The 557-nt window shown below is 42.4% G+C and carries 2 protein-coding genes; both read right to left on the bottom strand.

Features of this window, described 5'->3' with window-relative positions; genetic code table 11:
• Positions 1–207 (bottom strand): recombinase family protein (locus QMD21_07925; GenBank protein ID MDI6856691.1); only part of this gene is annotated, 207 nt, incomplete at its 3' end.
• A gap of 120 nt (positions 208–327) precedes the next feature.
• On the bottom strand, positions 328–557 hold a 230-nt coding region (locus tag QMD21_07920; GenBank protein MDI6856690.1), incomplete at its 5' end, for a hypothetical protein.

Below are 557 nucleotides of genomic sequence, written 5' to 3'. Positions count from 1 at the left end.
CCTGTGCCGCTCCGCATCTTTCATAAGCCTCTGAAACTCAGGTCTTGAGTTAATATCTGCGCCGCTCTTCGCCTCGTCATTGTAGTGCGCTGCAACTTTATGCTTTGCAAACTTGCAGTATCTTTCAATCTGCTCGAGCTGCAGCTCTGTGCTTCTAGCCTTCGCCTGCGCCTCCGTGCTGCACCTTGTATAAATAGCTACTCTCATTTTAGACACCGTCTAATATTCAGAATATAGATATACACATTAGTGAATATAAAGATTTCTCTTTTTAGACGTCTATTAAGTTCAAACTTTTCGAATGCCCCGTAACGAACTGATTGTTCACTATTTTGCTTCTTTTAGTTTCTTTCTTCTTTTCACAACTACAGTAAGAGATGCTGCCAATATTACTATAATTGCCGCGATGCCTACGTAAAGGAACCAATTAACAGGCGCAGGCGCTTCTGCTAATTTCTCAGCCATTGGCGCGAAGATAGTTAGCTCGGTTACATTTGCCCAGACGATATTGTTTTCCGTATCTACACCTGTATTATTACAGAGCTTCCATTCTGTGC

This window comes from Candidatus Thermoplasmatota archaeon, from assembly GCA_030018475.1.
In the GTDB taxonomy this organism is placed as follows: domain Archaea; phylum Thermoplasmatota; class JASEFT01; order JASEFT01; family JASEFT01; genus JASEFT01.
Note: the sequence above shows the minus strand (reverse complement) of the source record. Positions and strands in the feature narration are given on the sequence as shown.